Annotated in this window: 20 protein-coding genes; 14 read left to right on the top strand and 6 right to left on the bottom strand. The window is 41.0% G+C overall.

The annotated features are described in order from the left end of the window. The 7 genes from ilvA to ypmT all read left to right on the top strand — a co-directional run bounded on the left by ilvA (position 1) and on the right by ypmT (position 4,831). Complete coding sequence (gene ilvA / locus MHB41_RS09850) at positions 1-1,269, top strand: threonine ammonia-lyase IlvA (RefSeq protein ID WP_025093104.1); 1,269 nt, start codon at positions 1-3, stop codon at positions 1,267-1,269. Positions 1,270-1,305: 36 nt separating this feature from the next. After that, positions 1,306-1,557 carry a YpmP family protein gene (locus tag MHB41_RS09845; RefSeq protein WP_217008837.1) on the top strand — a complete coding sequence of 84 codons (252 nt, stop codon included), beginning with the start codon at positions 1,306-1,308 and terminating at the stop codon, positions 1,555-1,557. 187 nt (positions 1,558-1,744) lie between these two features. After that, positions 1,745-2,587 (top strand): DegV family protein, encoded by an 843-nt coding sequence (locus tag MHB41_RS09840; protein WP_024422727.1) that lies wholly within the window; start codon positions 1,745-1,747, stop codon positions 2,585-2,587. 59 nt (positions 2,588-2,646) lie between these two features. Next, the gene (locus MHB41_RS09835) at positions 2,647-3,201 is read left to right on the top strand and encodes an SCO family protein (RefSeq protein ID WP_232624221.1); all 555 of its coding nucleotides are present in this window, start codon (positions 2,647-2,649) and stop codon (positions 3,199-3,201) included. A gap of 69 nt (positions 3,202-3,270) precedes the next feature. Then, positions 3,271-4,032 carry an SGNH/GDSL hydrolase family protein gene (locus MHB41_RS09830; RefSeq protein ID WP_224426673.1) on the top strand — a complete coding sequence of 254 codons (762 nt, stop codon included), beginning with the start codon at positions 3,271-3,273 and terminating at the stop codon, positions 4,030-4,032. Between the two features lie 10 nt (positions 4,033-4,042). Next, on the top strand, positions 4,043-4,609 hold the full coding sequence (locus MHB41_RS09825; RefSeq protein ID WP_024422724.1) for a YpmS family protein: 567 nt from the start codon (positions 4,043-4,045) through the stop codon (positions 4,607-4,609). Between the two features lie 24 nt (positions 4,610-4,633). After that, the gene (ypmT, locus tag MHB41_RS09820; protein ID WP_024422723.1) at positions 4,634-4,831 is read left to right on the top strand and encodes a protein YpmT; all 198 of its coding nucleotides are present in this window, start codon (positions 4,634-4,636) and stop codon (positions 4,829-4,831) included. A 32-nt stretch (positions 4,832-4,863) separates the two neighbouring features. On the opposite strand, the gene MHB41_RS09815 is transcribed toward ypmT, so the two are convergent. From MHB41_RS09815 to MHB41_RS09805, 3 genes are all read right to left on the bottom strand, one after another. Beyond that, positions 4,864-5,580, bottom strand: coding sequence for a DUF4397 domain-containing protein (locus MHB41_RS09815; RefSeq protein WP_235354762.1), 717 nt, complete (start codon positions 5,578-5,580; stop codon positions 4,864-4,866). A 69-nt stretch (positions 5,581-5,649) separates the two neighbouring features. Further along, positions 5,650-5,910 carry a hypothetical protein gene (locus MHB41_RS09810; protein WP_024422721.1) on the bottom strand — a complete coding sequence of 87 codons (261 nt, stop codon included), beginning with the start codon at positions 5,908-5,910 and terminating at the stop codon, positions 5,650-5,652. A 54-nt stretch (positions 5,911-5,964) separates the two neighbouring features. Beyond that, complete coding sequence (locus tag MHB41_RS09805; protein ID WP_007500780.1) at positions 5,965-6,396, bottom strand: MarR family transcriptional regulator; 432 nt, start codon at positions 6,394-6,396, stop codon at positions 5,965-5,967. A 137-nt stretch (positions 6,397-6,533) separates the two neighbouring features. On the opposite strand from MHB41_RS09805, the gene msrA reads away from it, so the two are divergent. Both msrA and msrB read left to right on the top strand, forming a co-directional pair. After that, positions 6,534-7,067 (top strand): peptide-methionine (S)-S-oxide reductase MsrA, encoded by a 534-nt coding sequence (msrA, locus tag MHB41_RS09800; RefSeq protein WP_024422720.1) that lies wholly within the window; start codon positions 6,534-6,536, stop codon positions 7,065-7,067. Next, positions 7,067-7,498: a peptide-methionine (R)-S-oxide reductase MsrB gene (gene msrB, locus MHB41_RS09795; protein ID WP_024422719.1), complete on the top strand. Its 432-nt coding sequence runs from the start codon at positions 7,067-7,069 to the stop codon at positions 7,496-7,498. The genes msrA and msrB overlap by 1 nt, the downstream gene beginning before the upstream one ends. Before the next feature lie 51 nt (positions 7,499-7,549). Here msrB and MHB41_RS09790 read toward each other — a convergent pair whose 3' ends face one another. Further along, complete coding sequence (locus MHB41_RS09790; protein WP_217008838.1) at positions 7,550-8,578, bottom strand: SDR family NAD(P)-dependent oxidoreductase; 1,029 nt, start codon at positions 8,576-8,578, stop codon at positions 7,550-7,552. 250 nt (positions 8,579-8,828) lie between these two features. On the opposite strand from MHB41_RS09790, the gene MHB41_RS09785 reads away from it, so the two are divergent. Further along, positions 8,829-9,551: an acylneuraminate cytidylyltransferase gene (locus tag MHB41_RS09785; protein ID WP_217008839.1), complete on the top strand. Its 723-nt coding sequence runs from the start codon at positions 8,829-8,831 to the stop codon at positions 9,549-9,551. A gap of 229 nt (positions 9,552-9,780) precedes the next feature. On the opposite strand, the gene MHB41_RS09780 is transcribed toward MHB41_RS09785, so the two are convergent. After that, the gene (locus MHB41_RS09780; RefSeq protein ID WP_217008840.1) at positions 9,781-10,743 is read right to left on the bottom strand and encodes a DUF3880 domain-containing protein; all 963 of its coding nucleotides are present in this window, start codon (positions 10,741-10,743) and stop codon (positions 9,781-9,783) included. Positions 10,744-10,758: 15 nt separating this feature from the next. Then, a complete protein-coding gene (locus MHB41_RS09775) occupies positions 10,759-11,160 on the bottom strand; it encodes a hypothetical protein (protein ID WP_024422714.1) in 402 nt (133 codons plus the stop codon). Positions 11,161-11,366: 206 nt separating this feature from the next. On the opposite strand from MHB41_RS09775, the gene cgeC reads away from it, so the two are divergent. The 4 genes from cgeC to ablA all read left to right on the top strand — a co-directional run bounded on the left by cgeC (position 11,367) and on the right by ablA (position 16,042). Next, positions 11,367-11,687, top strand: coding sequence for a spore maturation protein CgeC (cgeC, locus tag MHB41_RS09770; protein WP_061109256.1), 321 nt, complete (start codon positions 11,367-11,369; stop codon positions 11,685-11,687). A 17-nt stretch (positions 11,688-11,704) separates the two neighbouring features. Further along, on the top strand, positions 11,705-13,000 hold the full coding sequence (locus MHB41_RS09765; RefSeq protein ID WP_034280538.1) for a glycosyltransferase family A protein: 1,296 nt from the start codon (positions 11,705-11,707) through the stop codon (positions 12,998-13,000). Between the two features lie 146 nt (positions 13,001-13,146). Continuing rightward, complete coding sequence (locus MHB41_RS09760) at positions 13,147-14,523, top strand: sigma 54-interacting transcriptional regulator (RefSeq protein WP_217008841.1); 1,377 nt, start codon at positions 13,147-13,149, stop codon at positions 14,521-14,523. Between the two features lie 118 nt (positions 14,524-14,641). Continuing rightward, on the top strand, positions 14,642-16,042 hold the full coding sequence (gene ablA, locus MHB41_RS09755) for a lysine 2,3-aminomutase (RefSeq protein WP_034280543.1): 1,401 nt from the start codon (positions 14,642-14,644) through the stop codon (positions 16,040-16,042).

The following is a 16,042-nucleotide window of genomic DNA, read 5'->3' as shown; positions in this document are numbered from 1 at the left end:
ATGAAACCGTTGCTCAAAGAAAATACGCTAATTCAAGTGAAAGACATCTTAAAAGCCCATCAAAATTTGAAGGATGTAGTCATTCATACACCACTTCAAAAAAATGAGCGACTTTCTGAACGATATGAATGCAATGTCTACTTAAAAAGAGAGGATCTTCAAGTAGTTCGTTCCTTTAAATTAAGAGGCGCTTTTAATAAAATGAGCCAGCTTCCAAAAGATAAACTAGAAAATGGCATTGTCTGTGCAAGTGCTGGAAATCATGCGCAGGGTGTTGCCTATTCTTGTAAATATTTAGGCATCCACGGGAAAATCTTTATGCCTGCTACGACGCCAAGGCAAAAAGTATCACAAGTGGAGCTGTTCGGAAAAGAATATGTTGAAATTATCTTAACCGGAGATACGTTTGATGATTCGTATCATGAAGCCGTAAAATGCGGAGATGAAGAGAAGCGCGAATTTATCCATCCGTTTGATGATCTGGATGTGATGGCAGGACAAGGAACGACTGCTGTCGAAATCTTAAATGATATCGAAGTGGAGCCTCACTTTTTATTTGCAAGTGTCGGAGGTGGAGGTCTGTTATCTGGTGTTGGTACATATATCAAAAATATCTCACCAGAAACCGAAATCATTGCAGTCGAACCGCTTGGCGCAGCTTCGCTGCATGCCTCGCATGAGAAGGGCGAGGTTGTGACACTTGATTCGATTGATAAGTTTGTAGACGGAGCAGCGGTTCAGCGAATTGGCGAAAAGACGTTTACATCGCTTCAGTCTGTTGTCGATAAAATCAGTCTTGTACCAGAAGGGAAAGTATGTACAACGATTTTAGAGCTGTATAATCAATGTGCGATTGTAGCAGAACCGGCTGGCGCATTGCCGATCGCAGCATTAGATGCTCATCGCGAGGAGATCAAAGGGAAAAATGTTGTCTGTATTGTCAGTGGAGGAAATAATGACATCGGCAGAATGCAGGAAATCAAAGAACGCTCGATGATCTATGAAGGGCTTCAACATTACTTTATTGTCAATTTTCCGCAAAGAGCAGGAGCGCTTCGTGAATTTTTAGATGAAGTGTTAGGGCCAAATGATGATATCTCACGCTTTGAATATACGAAAAAGAATAACCGAAGCAAAGGTCCTGCGCTAGTCGGCATCGAATTGAAAGAAAGAGATGACTATGCAGCGCTGATTGAGCGGATGGATAAAAAAGGATTTCACTATGTTGAAGTGAATAAAGATCAAGATTTATTCCACCTATTTATTTAGGCTTAACAGATAATTGGAAAAGAGGATTGATCGTTTGTGCTGCTCAAAACAATATGTTTTAGACGGATGGATGGAGCTCAGATCAAGGTAACAGAAATCCCTGTTCTAAAGGGAGATGAGACGTATCGTTTCATGCTCACCTTTAGACTTGAAGCTTTCTTGAAAAAAGTCTATGTATCTAAAGGAAAGAGAGCTGTGTACTCTTTCAGAGAGGATGTGAAACGTAACGTCAAGTGGAGCACATATGAACAGATCTATCAGGAGCCTACACTGAAACACAATGCGTAAGCAGAAATCTTTGTCAAAAGGGGGAAGCAGCCATTTTGAAATGGCTGCTGCTCAGTTTGGCAAGGATTTTTTTCGTGACAAGAAGAAAATGTGACAATTTCAAAAACGTTAGGTCAGTTGTTTTCAAGTGTGCAGGAAATAAGGTAATATCATAAGTAAAGACTAAGACAGCAAGGATGAGACGATAGTGAAACAAATTAAAATTGTAACAGATTCAACTGTGGACCTTCCGCAAGAAAAAATCAATGATCTTTCCATTCACGTGATTCCGCTCAATATCTCCATTTCTGGAGTTGATTATATTGACCGAGTGAATATACAGCCAGATGAATTTATTGAAAAAATGGAGGCCGCTGAGGAACTGCCGAAAACGTCTCAACCTGCGATCGGTCAATTCGTCGAATTATATGAAAAGCTGACGGCAGATGGAAGCGAAGTGATCAGTATCCATTTAACTGGTGGAATGAGTGGTACTGTTCAAACTGCTGAAAGCGCTTCGAAAATGGTAGATGGAAATATCACGGTGATTGATTCGAATTTTATTTCCTATGGATTAGGATTTCAAGTCATCAAAGCAGCAGAACTAGCCAAAAAGGGTGCAAGCCGCGAAGATATTATCACAGAATTAGATAAAATCCGTCATCAAACAAAGCTATATGTCACGATCGATACATTAGAAAATCTCGTCAAAGGCGGCAGAATTGGAAGAGGAAAGGCGCTCATCGGCTCACTTCTTCACATCAAACCTATTGCCAGCTTAACAGACGGGGTATATACGCCAGAAGCGAATGTGAGAAGCTACTCTGCGCTTGTCCGCCATCTGACAAAACAGTATGTACAGGCGGTGAAGGGAAAAACAGTTCAAGCCATTGGGATCGCACATGCAGATGCATTAGAACTCGCTGAAAAGCTAAAAAAAGCGCTGCTTGATCACACACCTGAAGCACTGATTGACATCGCCTACACAACACCGATTATTTCGTGTCATACTGGAAAGGGCGCAATAGGCTTTACTTTTTATACCGATTGATAGAAAAAGGGGATGGACATATCATGTATAGAAAAAGGGGAGCCTTACTTGGTGCGCTTATGGTGGTAAGCGTGCTTCTTTTAGTCTCATGTTCAAATGGACAAATCAAGGATGCTTTAAATTATCAAATAGAGCCGTTTGAGTTTGAAAACCAAGATGGCCAAAAGGTGTCATTGGATGATTTGAAGGGGAAAGTATGGGTCGCTGATTTTATTTTCACAAGCTGTGAAACAATTTGTCCGCCGATGACTGCTCATATGACAGAGCTGCAAAAACGGTTAAAAGAAGAAAAATTGGATGCGCATATCATTTCCTTTAGCGTGGACCCAGAGGTCGATTCACCTAAAAAGCTAAAGGAATTTGCAAAAGCCTATCCATTGTCCTTTAAAAATTGGGATTTTCTCACTGGGTATTCACAGTCAGAAATTGAAAAATTCGCAATGAAAAGTTTTAAAACCATTGTAAAAAAACCTGAAGATGAAGACCAAGTGATTCATCAGTCCCTGTTTTTCCTTGTCAATCAAGATGGGAAAGTGATGAAAAACTATGATGGGGTGCAAAACACACCTTATGATGACATCATCAAGGACATCAAAACGCTGAACCGAAGCTAGCATAAGGATGTTCAAATGGGCGAAAACATGATACACTTTTTTAATCAGAAAAAGGAGGGACATCATCGTTTGAAGGCTCGTTTGATTTTGATTGTGATGTCTCTAGCTTTTGTTCTTTCTGCATGTTCCGCGCAAGAGGCTGGCATAAAGGATAAACTAGAAGACACACCAAAAGTAAAAGAACATATTACCATCGCAGCGGTTGGAGATTCCTTAACAGAAGGAATCGGAGATCAAGATAAAAAAGGCTATGCAGGCATGACCCGTGACAAGATAGAAGCAGTGGACGGCGTGCAGTCTGTCACATTAAAAAACTATGCCATTAAAGGCAGTAGAACAGTAGATTTATTAAAAAGATTAAAAGAAAAAAAGGTGCAGGACGGACTGAAAGACGCTGACTATATTTTCTTTACGATCGGCGGGAATGATCTCATGCATGTTGTCCGTCAAAATGTGCTTAATTTGACGTTTGCTCCTTTTCAAAAAGAGCAGGGTCCTTTTGAAGAGCGCTTTAAAACCATTCTTGCTCAACTGAGAGAACAGAATGCTCATGCGAAAATCATGTATGTCAGCATGTACAATCCTTTTAAATTCAGTTTGTCTGAGCTGCGAGATATTGATGAAGTCGTTCAAGACTGGAATGCCGCTGCCAAAAAGGAACTCAAAAAAGACGGCAATGCGGATATGGTCAATGTAGCAGATTTATTTGAAGAAGGTTCTGATGAAAAATTACTGGCAGAAGATGATTTCCACCCAAACCAAAAGGGGTACTCTCTTATGGCAAATCGTTTATTCTCCGAAGTGAAAAAAGAAGGACTGCCGAAGGAATAGGGTGAAACAGATGAAAAAATGGAAAAGCTTATTTTTTATTTTACTTGCAATCAATCTATTGATTGTGATTGGCTGCGGTATTTTGATGCTGCTGCCAGGCGGTCAATCCGCTTCAACCAAAGAAGTGAAAAGCGAATATGCTTTTAATATATCCAGCTCAAAGGAATCACTCACCAGCTTTGTGAATGATTATTTGAAAAATCAAGGATCAAATGATATGCCAGACTTTCATGTAGCAATCGATCAAGATGTGAAAGTAACAGGCGCAATTAAAGCTTTCTCTTCAACGATTGATGCAAACGTCTCATTTACGCCAACTGTTGAAGATAATGGTGATGTGCTTTTGAAAGTGGATGACTTTTCAATTGGACAATTGAGCATTCCGATTAGTTTTGTTTTAAGCTACATGGGTCAGTTCTATGAGCTGCCAGAGTTCGTTCATGTAAAACCGGATCAAAAAACGGTTGAAGTGCGTCTTTCAGAAATGCCGCTGACGAATGATATGTATGTGAAAGCGAACAAAATTGATCTACAGAACGATGAAATTGAATTTTCATATTATCATCCAAAGCAATAGAACGTGTGAGTCAGGAGTGTTATCATGAAGCGAGTCTATCAATATTTTAGTTTACTGTCGTTTTTATTTGCTGCGTACTTCGGCATAACAGCTGCCAATGCTTTAAAAGCAGAAAATATCGATCAGTTTTACTTAAATATTGCCTACTGTGCATTATTTCTTGGCACAATGATTCTTGCTTTTGATTTTCAAAAGCAAGAAAAAGCTGAAGATGTCTCGTAAGGAGCCTTTTCCATTTTAGGAAAGGCTCTTTTTTATAGTTGCCGAGACAAGACCACCTTTGCCATAAGTTCAGGATCTCCGTTAGCAAAACCATGAAGCAGAATCAGGTATGCACGCTTTGTTTGCAGATGAACTTTTGGGATATCAAGCAGTACACTTTGAGTGCCCGCGGCTTTCAATTCAAAATGATATTTGTTCGGGGAGAAATGATGAATGTGGGTGCTGTTTACATAATCAAGTTCTTTCGATAGGATCCCTTGGTCTCGTTCATATATATCTATAGAAGGAAGGTCCGGAGACAGCTGTACAAAAGCAAGTGCTGACAGGTCTTCTTGTTTGATCAAAGTGTCCTGCTGCTCAGTCAGCAGTGCAAAGCCTGCACGGGCACCTGTGATACATAATGTGTAGACCTCGCCGCTCTTAAATCGAATGCGGGAATGAAGAATTCTCTCATTTGTAGCCAGTTTGAACACTTCTATTTCATACATTCCCTCATCCCACTCCATATAAGCGGTCAAATGGCTGTAAGGCATTGGTTTCATTACCTGCTTCCGGTTCACATAAACAGCGAGCTCACTTAGATCTGGTGCAGCGTGAAATAATCGAATAAAGGCTTTTGATGAAGGGCTGCTTTGAAGATGCTCGTAGGTGTCAGCGAATGGCCGATTTGGAAAGTCATGATAAAAGAGCTGCTGCATGTCATCAATCCCTTCTTTCTCATACAATGGTGTTTTTTGTAGCGTATGCATGAAAAAGGCGATCTGTATAGGCAAAAGAAGCATAGAAAAAAGCCTGACGTATTCCGTCAGACCGGCATGTTAAGAAGGAGAAGAATATTGATGATATTCAGCTAGTTTAATGAACGTTTTTTCATCCTCAATTAAACCACAAACGCCGCACTGGACTTTCATTTGAGGACCTTGATAACTCAAGTGAAAAGGAGACAGCTGTTCTCCTTCGTATCTTTCGACAACTGCTCCTGTTGCTGGATCTAGCTTGACAGGTTCTGAAAGCTGCTCAATGAGATTAAAGCGCGTTCTGTTTGTTTTACAGTTTGGACAAAGATAAGGGCTTGTCATGGTTCATTCCACCTCTTTTTATCCGTAGCATGTCCTGAACGCTAAAATCTATGCTTAATCCTTTTGACTTTTATCCAGCTTTTTAAATAATTTGATCATTGTTTTTAGTTCTTCGTCATCAAATGATTCAAATCGCTCCATAAAGTATTCCGTTTTCTTTTTCTCAAAATGCTCAGTAATTTCCTTACCCTTATCGGTTAAGTGGATTTTGATGATGCGGCGGTCCTCTTTTGAGCGGATACGGGTGATCCAGCCTTTTTCTACGAGTGTGTCAGTCACAGCGGTAATATGACTTGCTGACACTCCGAGAATGGAAGCGAATTCCGTTACTTTTTTTGCACCTTGCTCACGCAGCAGATTTAAAATAAGAAATTCATTCCGAGATAATTCGTTTTCGAGCAGGCTGTTAATTTCATAACGGATCTGCTTAAATACGGTTCTCAGTAAAGTGTCCATTTCGTACATCATTTGTTTTCTTTGTTCCAATCATTAAACCCCCATTATATTTTAAAGATACGACGTCATGCTTTCTTTTATTTTGGTATACAAGTCGTATCATTTTCATTATTTTTTATCATGTTATAATATGATGATACCATTTTTTAAATGAAGGGGGCACTAATATGTCTGAAAAACAAGAATTAGCCACATTTGCAGGAGGCTGCTTCTGGTGTATGGTTAAACCTTTTGATGAACAGCCGGGCATTATCAAAGTTGAATCAGGGTATACTGGCGGACATACAGTGAATCCGACCTATGAGGAAGTATGTACAAATACAACGGGACATAGAGAAGCGGTTCAAATTACGTTTGATCCTGACGTCTTCCCATATGAGAAGCTGCTAGAGCTGTATTGGCAGCAAATAGACCCAACAGACGATGGCGGGCAATTTGGCGATAGAGGGGAATCTTACCGTACAGGTATTTATGTTCATCATGACGAGCAGCGAAAGCTAGCTGAAGCATCGAAAGAGCAGCTGAGCCAAAGCGGGATTTTCAAAAAGCCAATCGTTACAGAAATTTTAGACGCAGGTCCTTTTTATCCAGCAGAGGAATATCATCAGCATTATTATAAGAAAAACAAAATGCACTACGAACGATATCATGTCGGTTCGGGCAGAGCCGGTTTTATTGAGTCCCATTGGAGTGATAAATAATGGCAAATGAAAAAGAAAAGCGTATAAAAGAATTAAATCGCATGCAGTACGAAGTCACGCAAAATAATGGCACAGAGCCGCCATTTCAAAATGAATTTTGGGATCATAAAGAAGAAGGTATCTATGTGGATATCATTTCAGGAAAGCCGCTTTTTTCTTCTTTAGATAAGTTTGATGCCCACTGCGGATGGCCAAGTTTTACAAAACCGCTTGAAGAGGAAGAAGTAGCAGAGAAGGTTGATACGAGTCATGGAATGGTGCGGACAGAGGTTCGCAGTAAAACAGCTGATTCTCATCTAGGTCATGTTTTTCCTGATGGACCAGGGCCAAACGGTCTTCGGTATTGTATTAACTCAGCCGCTTTAAAGTTTATCCCAAAGGATGATCTTGAAAAAGAAGGCTACGGGGATTTGAAACATCTATTTGATTGATCCATTTAAAAATCGTCACATGGAAAGCAGCTGCTTCCGTGTGACGATTTTTTATTTTTTATGATGTGTATGATGTAATTGTTCGATGATGTGGAACAGCTTTTCTTTTGTAATGAGCGGTGCTTCTTTTGAGGTGTAATTCGTTAAGTCGACTTTTTGAAAGACAGGGTGCAAATGTGGTCTCGGTAAAATGGCATAAAATTGTTCATGTTCAAACAGTGCATCTGCTTCGTGCGGAAATGTGAGCTCCTCGTGAAGCTTTTCGCCAGGTCTTTTTCCGACTACAAGAATATCCGGAGATTTAGCATTGATTTGAGCGGCATATTCATGAAACGCTTTTAGGAGATCGGCAAGCTGTAAGGACTCCATCTTGAGAATGAAGGTTTCGCCGCCTTTCATCATGATTGCTGCTTGAAGTGTGAGGGAAACAGCCTCTTCAATGGACATAAAAAAACGTGTCATATGAGGATCAGTCACGGTCAAAGGTTTTTCATTTAATAGCTGCTGGAGCATGATCGGAATAACGGAACCTCTAGATCCAAGCACATTGCCAAAGCGTACAGAGCAAAACCTCGTTTTTTGATTCGGAATACTTTCGTTTGCTTGGAAAAATAGTTTTTCTGAAATCAATTTTGTTGCACCCATGGCATTTGTTGGAGAAACCGCTTTGTCAGTGGAGATGTTGACGACATGACTCACTTCATGTTCAATTGCGGCTTCAATGACGTGCTGCCCGCCGATGATATTCGTTTGAACAGCTTCGAACGGATTATCTTCACAAGTGGGTACTTGTTTTAAGGCCGCTGCATGGAAAATGATATCCACACCCTTGACGAGCTGTCTCATGCGGCTTGCATCCCGGACATCTCCTAAAGCGAATACGACCTCTTGATGATCTGCGTACTCATTTTTCATCATGTATTGTTTGCTGTCATCTTTACTGAAGACGATTATCTTCTTTGGAGAGCAACTTGTTAATTTATTCACGATTTGCCGGCCGATTGACCCCGTACCGCCTGTAACCAATATTGTTTTGTCACGAAAAAAGGTCTTCAAAGTCGTTTCTATCTGTTTGGACATATCTAATCCCCCAACTCTCATTTCTCTACTTTGCATCATATGTGAAAGAGCGGCATTCGTTTGAGGAAAAGAACCACTTCATGTATAAATTAGGTGAACAAATTATAACCATCTGCTTGTCGTCTTAATAGAATATGGAGAGATAAGAGATCAACTAGAAAAACGAGAGACCTGAATACTTCAGTACTGCGGTCAGCTCGGGCAGAGAAGAAAATTGTAGGGAGCTGTGCGCGAGGGGAGAAGAGAAGACATGTATAGGGGAAATCGTATTTTAGCCATGATACCTGCATTTAGAAGTCACGACGGCCGGCATGATGAACACATACGCATATTGGCTGAGAGGCCGCTTATCTATTGGACCATTCACCCGTTACTGCAAATGATTGAATTAGATGAAGTCATCGTCTCCTCAGAGGATGTCAATACGCAAATCATTTCATCTCACTACGGAGCAAATGTGATTGAACTGCCAAGCACACATGTGACAGAACAAACGCCGTCACTGTTAGCTGTGAAGCATGCGCTTGCTTATTTAGAGCGGGAGGGAAAAACCTTTGATATTGTGCTGTATCTGCATCCATCGTCTCCTCTAAGACAGCCGGCAGATATCGAGAAGTGCTTGCAGCTTTTAGTGGAGGGGGGATATGACTGCACCGCATCTTTTACAGAGGCGTTAGAAAACCCAAATGAAACTTGGACACTGCATGAAAACAATGAAGCTACTTTATATAAGGACAATCATTACTTTTTCATGCCAAAGCATGAGCAGCCATATACGTATGGCCGGCTAAATGGTGCAATATATGCTTTTCATGCTCATTATGCCAAAGAATGCATTCATTCCTTTTTAGAAGGATCTGTCGGAGCATATATGATGGCTCACACGCAGTCGCTTGTGGTGAAACAGGAGGCAGACCGGAAAGAGGCAGAGAAAATCTTATTAGCTCGCCGAGATGCGGAAGATCATGCATAAGCTGGCATTCAACGAGAAAAAGCGCCCAGTTATAGGGCGCTTTCAGCGTGTAGACAAACCCTCGCATTCGGTGTCAGGTCTGCGCTCCGGTGCTCACGAATGTCAAATTCGCTCCGCTCCGGTACTCGCCCTTCCTACACTGCAAAGGCTTTCTATCACGCTGAAAAGAAGACAAAGGGCTAAAATCAAGAACATTTTAGCCCTTTGTCAACAATTTGAAAGCGCCCAGTTATAGGGCGCTTTTTACAATGTCATAAAGCCTTTGTGGCATCGTATCAAATGTATTCCAGCGAACGGCTTGCTCATAGTTGTTCAGTGCGGCCGCCTTTCTTTCACCTGCATTTGATCCATAGTATACCACCTGTTTTATCAAATCATCCTCATCTTTGTAAAAAGCAAAGCTTGAAAAAGCAGGCGGTGGATGTAGATCCGTCAATTGAAAACTTCCAGTTGCAGCAATGTCAAATGCTCTGTTATTGAGGCTCATATTTTGAATCATGGCTTTGTTTTTGTTATACGCAAATTGAGCCGGCCTATGCGGATTCAGAACAATTGCTGTCTGCTGATAGATGTCCGCCATTTGCTGAGGACTCAGCCAATTCGTTATCAGTGTGAAATCACGATAATGTCTCCGTGATTTATTTAAGTGACGGTGCCATTCCTTACCTGCAACGAGAATACGCCATTTGTTTTGCTGCAAGAGTGTATCGATGGCTTTGATGCGGTTGGGATAAGGGTAGCCAATGAGAGCAATGTCATACGTGCACATCTCTTCTGGCGATTCATTTTTCTGAAAGACACGTGTATTTGCCGGAATGGGAAAGTAGTGCGTATTTAGAGCGCCTAATTGTTTATAAAATGGCAAAACCCCTTCATCAATCGTTAATATAAGTTGAGCTTCATGTGCGCAAGCAGCTGACACATCTGTATAAAAGGGATCTTCTGTCATCCAAAGAACAATCGGGATTTTTTCTTGTTTGAATTGATGAAGCACATCTTTCGGAACATGATCACCAATCATCATCAAAACAAAATCCGGAGAAAATGTCCGGATTTTGTGCATGTTCGTGGGTAGAGATTCTCTATCAATCTTTACACATGAAAAGGGGGAATCAATGAAGCTTTCTTCTACCCATTGATCAAACATGTGATAGATTCCGCCGTAGCCAGAACTGATATAAAGAAGCTTCATGATGATCCTCTCACATTAAGATGTGAATGTAACACTTTCAACTTTATCTACATCTAATAGAGTCGTTGCTGAGCCTGTAGGTGTGACAGAGCTTTCTTGTGTAACAAATACAACGCCTGTTGAAGCATCGAATGATACAAATTGAACTGGCCCAATTAAATCTCCTGAGTCAGTGACAATGCTAATGACTGTTCCTGGTGCAAGTCTTGCAAAGATCCATCTTGCTGGCTGAGATACATCGAGTGTTGTAGCAGAATCTGAAGGTGATGCCTCAGCTGCCACTTCACTTAATAAATCGTTCAATTTTTCTTCCATTTGAACTCCTCCTTCTTCGAGATTAGCTGTTAATGCATGAGTAATTGGTTTGAAAAACACTTTCAATAGTTCCTTTTTTAATTCAGCACGCTTTTCGCTCATTTTTTCCCCATCCTTTCTTCATCAATTCAAACTCACCCCTATGTATATGCCGTTCTTTTTTTTTGGCATAAGCAGAACGCTGATTCCTGATCTTTTTTTCATTTAATCACTTCACACATTTTTAAAAATGTTTTCAAATGCTGAGGCTAAATGAAGTGACGCTCATACTCTAGTAAAGATTAAATGTGAAGAGAGAGGGATTATGAATGGAATTTGAACAATTATTAGATGGTTGGAACGAAGAATTAGTAGAGTCGGAAGGAGTGCTTGAAATCATCTTGATTTTACTTCTTCTTCGTCTTTTAGAAGAAAGTGGGGAAGAGAATGTGTCAGACATCAAAGAATTACTTCGTCCATGGCTTGAGCTTGGCATTCCAGTGCCGCGTGTTCATTTGGTCAATGGAGATGTACTTCAAAACGTGGTTGTCGTGCAATTGTTTGATACAGTTGCAGTCTTTAAAAACGCGACAAATCAGCTAAGAGTGAGTGTTCCTTATGTGAACATTGTCAGCTGGGGGGCTTTTTAATCTAATCAAAAAGGATAATGATCATGAAAGTATCGGTGATTTTAACAAGCTACAATAAACCAGATTTCATTGATCGTGTGCTAAAGAGTATGGTAGATCAAACGTATCCGCATTGGGAGCTTTTGATTATGGATGATGGCTCAGAAGAGGGCACCATTCAAAAGATCCAGCCCTATTTAAGTGATGAACGCATTCAGCTGTATTCGCACACAGTTCATCCAGCAAAACGGCTGTTAACCGCACGATATGCGACGCTTATTAATGAAGCATTAACCCGTATAACAGGTGAGCTCATTTGTTATTTAACCGATGATACCATGTACCATCAAGATCGTTTGCTTAAAATGGTGGATGTTTTTCGGTCGAAGCCTCACATAGATATTGTGTATTCCTCACAGCGGGTCGTGCATGTTGATCAGCATTTAGTGGAAACGATGAGTTTTATTCGAGAAGCAGATCAAATCTTAGAGCATGCGTCCTTTCAAGTGGACCATTGTTCGGTCATGCACAGAAGCTGCTTGCTTCCACTGATCTATGAAAAATACGGACAATATTGGGACGATGAGCCAAAGCACTGGCATCATGCAGATTCTGTATTTTGGATGAGGCTGAATCACTTCGCTGCGTTTTTTCCATTAAAAGATGTACTGGATACAACGTATAAAACGCCCCATTCCTTTCATCATCTGTTTTCGAGTATGCCGTATGATTTAATTGACGGAACGGTCATTGAAAAAGAAGGAGATTATTATCAAATCGCAGACGGGAAACTTCATGGAATTGAAAAACGCTGGATCAATGAAAAGAACAGGCGTGCGATCCGTGTTCCGCTGTTATGTGAGATGAAATATGAAATGAAAGAGAAGCTGGCAGTACCCAATTATACAGTCGTTACCGCAGATAATGGGAAAACGTTCTTTTATATTGAAGATCAGAAAAAAAGACGGTTTGCTTCAAAACGTGACGTGCAATATTTTCAGTTTCACCCTAAGGAGATCTATACGATTTCAAATGATCAGCTTCAGGCATTTGAGGATGGCAGCATAATTCAGGCTTCTCCAGTTTTCAGTCCGCCAAACAGGCGCCTGTTTAAATGGAAACAAGATGTTTATTTACTTGTGCATTATGCCTTTTGCCGTATTGATCCTGAGGTCGTGAAGCGATTTGCTTTTTATCATCAGCCGATTAAGCTGTACCCATCCCAATTTGCGTTTTTTCAGGAAGGAAAGCCGATTGTGCCGCTGTATAGGGAATCGCTGCAAGAATTCGATATGTCTCTTTATCAAACATCCGGACGAAAGCACTCCTCATAAGAGGGGTGCTTTTTTCGCAATGATTGCAGGAAGTAGAAAGGAAAAAGCGAAACATGAAAAGGACAGGAACCTTTAAGAAATGATCAAGCCGCTGAAAACTTGGCAATTGATGCCGGTTTTTTGGCACTGAAAGTGAGGGGGAAAGAATGGGGAAGGTTGTCGAAAGAGCAGATTGGTTTGAATTGATTTTAGAAGCTATTGATGAAGCCATTCACGTTGTAGATGATCGAGGGATGACGATTTTTTACAATCATAATGCCGCTAAGTTTGACTCTTTACAAAAAGAAGAGGTGATTGGCAAGTACATCCTTGATGTGTATCCCTCTTTAACTGAAAAAACAAGTACGCTCATGCATGTGTTGCGAACAGGAAAGCCCATTTATCATTCGCTGCAAACCTATTTGAATAAAAATGGAGAAAGGATTGAAACAGTGAACACGACATTGCCTATTATCGAAGATCACGAGTTAATAGGCGCGGTCGAAGTCGCAAAAGATGTATCAAAGCTGTCGGCTCTTTCCAATCGGTTAGGGCAAAAAAAGCGGACACAAGACGCGGCTGAGGCCGTACAAATGCATGATTTTGCTTCATTTTTAACAAATGATCCGCTTTTAAAAGAAATGCTTGAAAGGGCAAAAAAAGCAGCTGCTTATCCATCATCAGTTGTTGTCTACGGGGAAACAGGGACAGGAAAAGAAGTGCTCGTTCAAGCCATTGTCCATGAATCTGACCGGAAAAATCAAGTGTTCATTCCGCAAAACTGCGCAGCACTCCCAGAATCATTACTTGAAAGTTTATTGTTCGGATCTGTCAAAGGGAGCTATACGGGCGCGCTTGATCGCAAGGGACTTTTCGAATTAGCTGATGGGGGCACACTTTTTCTTGATGAGCTGCAAGAGATGCCGCTCACGCTGCAGACGAAATTATTACGTGTGTTAGAGGATGGCGTTGTCCGCCGCATCGGTGACGCAAAATCCATTCAAGTGGATGTTCGGCTCATTACTGCGCTCAATATGGACCCATTCGAAGCAGTGAAAAAGCAAATTTTAAGAGAAGATTTATTTTATAGACTGCATGTATCATCTTTTCATATCCCGCCGCTTCGTGAAAGAAAGCAAGATATCACGCTGCTATCCCGCTACTTCATTCAAACCTATCATCAGCAGTTTTCAAAAAACGTTACACGCCTTTCTGAAGAAACGGAACGATTGTTTATGGCGCACCACTGGCCTGGGAATGTTAGAGAATTAAAACATACGATAGAGCATGCCGTGTTGATGATGCCAAAGGAAGCGGAAGAGATCATCCCTCTATACCTTCCGGCTCATTTACGTGAGCAAAAGCTGGAAAAAGAAACATCTGAATCCTCCTTAAAAAATCAAGTGTCTTCATTTGAACAAACATTGATTCAAGAAGCTTTACATCAGCATAATGGAAATATTAAAAAAACCGCCGCTGCTTTAAAAATTCCTCGACAAACGCTGCAATATAAATTAAAGAAATATGCAGATGCCGAAATATAGGCACAACATCCAATTGAATATGACGGGTAAAAGCTCCTTTTGTAAAGAATAGGGGCATTTTCCCATGTTGGCACATAACTTGCATAGTATAAAGTGAATGCTGATAGGGGGAATGGATATGAATCAGAAATTGTATGAACCGGCACGTCACTGGAAGGACATTGAGCTTTGGAAGGATGTACCTGAGGAAAAGTGGAACGACTGGATTTGGCAGCTGACGCATACTGTGAAAACGCTTGAGGATTTAGAAAAAATCGTAAACTTAACAGAAGAGGAACGAGAAGGGGTGAAGATTTCCACTAAAACCATTCCACTCAACATTACACCCTACTATGCCTCACTGATGAATCCAGACGATCCAAGATGTCCAATACGTATGCAATCTGTGCCAATTGCAGAAGAGCTTCATAAAACAAAATATGATCTGGAAGACCCGCTGCATGAAGATGAGGACTCACCTGTCCCGGGGCTCACGCACCGATATCCAGATCGTGTACTGTTTCTTGTGACAAATCAGTGCTCCATGTACTGCCGTTATTGTACGAGAAGACGTTTTTCCGGCCAGATTGGTATGGGTGTGCCGAAAAAGCAGTTAGATGCTGCAATTGGATATATTAGAGAAACACCTGAGGTGCGGGACGTGTTAATTTCTGGCGGAGATGGGCTGTTAATCAATGATCAAGTGCTTGAATACATTTTGAAAAACTTACGGGATATTCCGCACGTTGAGATCATTCGGATTGGAACCCGCGCGCCGGTTGTCTTTCCGCAGCGTATTACAGATGAGCTGTGCGAGATTTTGAAAAAATATCACCCAGTTTGGCTGAACACCCATTTCAATACAAGTATTGAAATCACAAAAGAAGCAAAAGAAGCGTGCGAACGTCTTGTGAATGCCGGTGTTCCTGTAGGGAATCAGGCCGTCATCCTTGCAGGTATTAATGACAGTGTGCCGATTATGAAGAAGCTGATGCACGATCTTGTGAAGATTCGGGTCAGACCATATTATATTTATCAATGTGATTTATCTGAGGGCATTGGCCACTTTAGAACGCCGGTATCAAAAGGGCTTGAAATCATTGAAGGCTTAAGAGGACATACGAGTGGTTATGCAGTACCAAGCTTTGTAGTAGATGCGCCAGGAGGCGGAGGGAAAATTGCTTTACAGCCAAATTATTTATTATCGCAAAGCCCTGACAAAGTCGTCCTTCGTAACTTTGAAGGTGTCATCACCTCTTATCCAGAACCAGAGCATTACGTCGCAGGCCAGGCAGATGCGTATTTTAATGAAATTTATGAAGAGAAACAAGAACCGGCAATTGGTATTACCGCACTATTAGAGGATGAAGCGAGATCGTTTACGCCTGAGAATTTAAGCCGAATGAAACGTAGAGAAGCATATGAGACAAATCCTGAGCACGACACACTTAAAAACAAACGTGAAAAACGAGATGAATTAAAAGAGAAGAAATATCAAGCGCAGCTCAAAAAAGAACAAACCGTAAAGGAGGAGAAATAG

Source organism: Bacillus sp. FSL H7-0578 (assembly GCF_038630855.1).
GTDB lineage: Bacteria > Bacillota > Bacilli > Bacillales > Bacillaceae > Bacillus > Bacillus safensis.
The sequence above is the reverse complement of the archived record's forward strand: the minus strand, read 5'-3'. Positions and strand labels throughout refer to the sequence as shown.

Bases quoted from the DNA above. Each gene is read 5' to 3' on its own strand.
- ilvA (WP_025093104.1), top strand. From the start codon at position 1: ATGAAACCGTTGCTCAAAGAAAATACGCTAATTCAAGTGAAAGACATC.
- MHB41_RS09835 (WP_232624221.1), top strand. From the start codon at position 2,647: ATGGTGGTAAGCGTGCTTCTTTTAGTCTCATGTTCAAATGGACAAATC.
- MHB41_RS09825 (WP_024422724.1), top strand. From the start codon at position 4,043: ATGAAAAAATGGAAAAGCTTATTTTTTATTTTACTTGCAATCAATCTA.
- ypmT (WP_024422723.1), top strand. From the start codon at position 4,634: ATGAAGCGAGTCTATCAATATTTTAGTTTACTGTCGTTTTTATTTGCT.
- MHB41_RS09815 (WP_235354762.1), bottom strand. From the start codon at position 5,580: ATGCATACGCTACAAAAAACACCATTGTATGAGAAAGAAGGGATTGAT.
- MHB41_RS09810 (WP_024422721.1), bottom strand. From the start codon at position 5,910: ATGACAAGCCCTTATCTTTGTCCAAACTGTAAAACAAACAGAACGCGC.
- msrA (WP_024422720.1), top strand. From the start codon at position 6,534: ATGTCTGAAAAACAAGAATTAGCCACATTTGCAGGAGGCTGCTTCTGG.
- msrB (WP_024422719.1), top strand. From the start codon at position 7,067: ATGGCAAATGAAAAAGAAAAGCGTATAAAAGAATTAAATCGCATGCAG.
- MHB41_RS09790 (WP_217008838.1), bottom strand. From the start codon at position 8,578: ATGTCCAAACAGATAGAAACGACTTTGAAGACCTTTTTTCGTGACAAA.
- MHB41_RS09785 (WP_217008839.1), top strand. From the start codon at position 8,829: ATGTATAGGGGAAATCGTATTTTAGCCATGATACCTGCATTTAGAAGT.
- MHB41_RS09780 (WP_217008840.1), bottom strand. From the start codon at position 10,743: ATGAAGCTTCTTTATATCAGTTCTGGCTACGGCGGAATCTATCACATG.
- MHB41_RS09775 (WP_024422714.1), bottom strand. From the start codon at position 11,160: ATGAGCGAAAAGCGTGCTGAATTAAAAAAGGAACTATTGAAAGTGTTT.
- cgeC (WP_061109256.1), top strand. From the start codon at position 11,367: ATGGAATTTGAACAATTATTAGATGGTTGGAACGAAGAATTAGTAGAG.
- MHB41_RS09765 (WP_034280538.1), top strand. From the start codon at position 11,705: ATGATCATGAAAGTATCGGTGATTTTAACAAGCTACAATAAACCAGAT.
- MHB41_RS09760 (WP_217008841.1), top strand. From the start codon at position 13,147: ATGGGGAAGGTTGTCGAAAGAGCAGATTGGTTTGAATTGATTTTAGAA.
- ablA (WP_034280543.1), top strand. From the start codon at position 14,642: ATGAATCAGAAATTGTATGAACCGGCACGTCACTGGAAGGACATTGAG.